We start from the raw sequence: 2,556 nt of genomic DNA on the forward strand, positions 1-2,556 counted from the left end.
GGGGCGTCCTTCGGCATCATGGCAGGTTTGTCCTTCTCGCCCGGGCGCTTGCCGAGCAGGTAGTAGTCGAGCGCCTTGCGCACGATCGGCGCCGCGTAGGTCGAGCCGAAGCCGGCGTTCTCGACCACCATCGCGATCGCGATGCGCGGCTTGTCGGCCGGCGCGAACGCGGTGAACAGCGCGTTGTCGCGCAGCCGTTCCGGTGTCATGTTGTGGTTGTACTTGGCGCCCTTCAGGCCCACGACCTGCGCGGTGCCGGTCTTGCCGCCGACGCTGTAGGGCGCGTCGCGGAATATCCTGTAGCCGGTGCCGCTCTGGTCGGTCGTCACGCCCACCATCGCGCGCTTGATGACGTCGATGTTCTCCTGCTTGAGCGGAATGCGGCCGGACTCCTTGGGAACCGTCAGGGTGCGCGCATGGGTACCGCCGTCCTCGACGATCTTGACCAGGTGCGGCTTCATGATCACGCCATTGTTGGCCAGGGTCGCCACCGCGTGCGCGAGCTGCAGCATCGTGTAGTTGTTGAAGCCCTGGCCGATCGACACCGACACCGTGTCGCCGCCGACCCACTTTTGCGCCGCGCGGTTGCGTTTGAAGCGTTCGCGCTTCCACTGCTGCGACGGCAGCACGCCGGTCTTCTCGTGTTCAAGGTCGATCCCGGTCGGCGCGCCGAAGCCAAACGGCGCCATGAAGTCATGGATCGCGTCGATGCCCAGGTCGGTGCCGAGCTGGTAGTAGTAGGTGTCGCACGACATCACGATCGAGCGGTACATGTCGATGTAGCCGTGGCCGCCCGGCTTGTCGTCGTTGAACCGGTGCCCGCCCAGCATGTAAAAACCGATGTCGTTGATGCCCTGCTCCGGCCGCCGCTTGCCCAGTTCCAGCGCGGCCAGCGCCATGAACGGCTTGAAGGTCGAGCCGGGCGGATAGGTGCCCGACAGCGGGCGGTTCATCAGCGGCTTGTCGAGCGAAGTATTGAGTTCGTTCCAGCTCTGGGTATCGATGCCGTCCACGAACAGGTTGGGGTCGAAGCCGGGGCGCGACACGTAGGCCAGCACGTCGCCCGTTTCCGGCTCGATCGCGACCAGCGCACCGCGAAAGTCGCCGAATGCTTCCTCGATCACCTTCTGCAGCTCGATGTCGACAGACAGGATCAGGTTGCTGCCGGGCGTGGGCGCCTTGCGCGACAGGGTGCGAATCGCGCGCCCGCCGGCCGAGCGCTCGACTTCCTCGTAGCCGGTCTGGCCATGCAGCACGCGCTCGTAGCTCTTCTCCAGGCCTTCCTTGCCGATGTGGTCGGTGCCGTTGTAGTTGGCAGCGACGTCCGAATCGTCATCCTCGAGCGCCCGGGCCTCGGCCTGGTTGATGCGGCCGATGTAGCCGATCACGTGCGACGCCACCTCGCCCAGCGGATACTGGCGGAACAGGCGCGCCTGCACCTCCACCCCGGGAAAGCGAAAGCGCTGCGCGGTAAAGCGCGCCACCTCGTCGTCGGTCAGGCGGGTGCGGATCGGCACGCTGGCGAAGTTCTTCGACTCCTCCATCAGACGCTTGAAGCGCTTGCGGTCCTTGGGCTCGATGGTCACCAGCTTGGCCAGTTCGTCGATCACCGAATCAAGGTTCGCCGCCAGTTTGGAGGGCGTGATCTCGAGCGTGTAGGCGGAGTAGTTGCGTGCCAGGACCACGCCGTTGCGGTCGACGATCAGGCCGCGGTTGGGCACGATCGGCACCAGCGCGATGCGGTTGTCCTCGGCCTGCGCCATGTACTGGCTGTGCTTGGCCACCTGCAGCCACACGAAGCGCGCGACCAGCAGGCCAAAGCAGATGAACACGAAAGCCACCAGGGCCGTCAGGCGCAGACGGAACTTGTGGATCTCGCGATCGTTGTTTTTTATTTCGGTCATGCGTCGGGCAAGGCTAGATCGGGCGCGTGTGGTCTTTGTCGACCGCGCGCCGCTGCGGCGCCAGCAGCAGCCACGTGATCACCGGCCACAGCACGACCGCGACCACGCTCTCGACAAAGCGCAGCCAGCCGCCGAAGCGCCCGGTGACGATGAGCTGCACCAGCGACTGGATCGCTTGCGTCATCAACAGCAGCGGGAACACGTGGATCGCCTGGGTCATCACCGGGAACCACAGCACGCGGCGATGGATCATGATCGCCAGGTACGACAGCAAGGTATAGGCGAGCGCGTTCTCGCCCAGCAGGGTCGCCTCGTGCACGTCCATCAACAGGCCCATGCAGAAGGCGACACCGATGCCGACCTTGCGCGGCTGGTGGATGCCCCAGAACACCAGCACCAGCGCGACGAAGTCGGGCGCGCCGATCCAGCGCCCCCAGGGCAGCAGATTGAGCATGAAGGCACAGGTCAGGCTGAAGGCGATGAACAGCGGGCTGACCGGCAGCAGGATGTAATGGGGACGGGTCGCCATCACAGGTTCTCCTTGTTCACCGTGGCCTGCGCCTCCACCGGCGGGCGTTGTGCGGCCTTGGGCGGGGCGGCCGCGGGCATGATCGCCCCTTTCGGCTCGCCACTTGCGGCCGGGGCGGCGCCA

General features: G+C 65.8%; 2 protein-coding genes. Both read right to left on the reverse strand.

Annotated elements, in window-relative coordinates; genetic code table 11:
- A partial coding sequence (gene mrdA, locus E4O92_RS09365) for a penicillin-binding protein 2 (protein WP_135189500.1) occupies positions 1-1,904 on the reverse strand: 1,904 nt, incomplete at its 3' end.
- Between the two features lie 13 nt (positions 1,905-1,917).
- Positions 1,918-2,433, reverse strand: a complete 516-nt coding sequence (gene mreD, locus E4O92_RS09370; protein WP_135189501.1) for a rod shape-determining protein MreD — start codon at positions 2,431-2,433, stop codon at positions 1,918-1,920.
- Between the last annotated feature and the right edge of the window lie 123 nt (positions 2,434-2,556).

It is taken from the genome of Massilia horti (assembly GCF_004614195.1).
In the GTDB taxonomy this organism is placed as follows: Bacteria; Pseudomonadota; Gammaproteobacteria; order Burkholderiales; family Burkholderiaceae_D; genus Telluria; species Telluria horti.

What these genes read in the sequence shown, in the direction of transcription:
- mreD (WP_135189501.1), bottom strand. Translation starts at nt 2,433, where the DNA reads ATGGCGACCCGTCCCCATTACATCCTGCTGCCGGTCAGCCCGCTGTTC.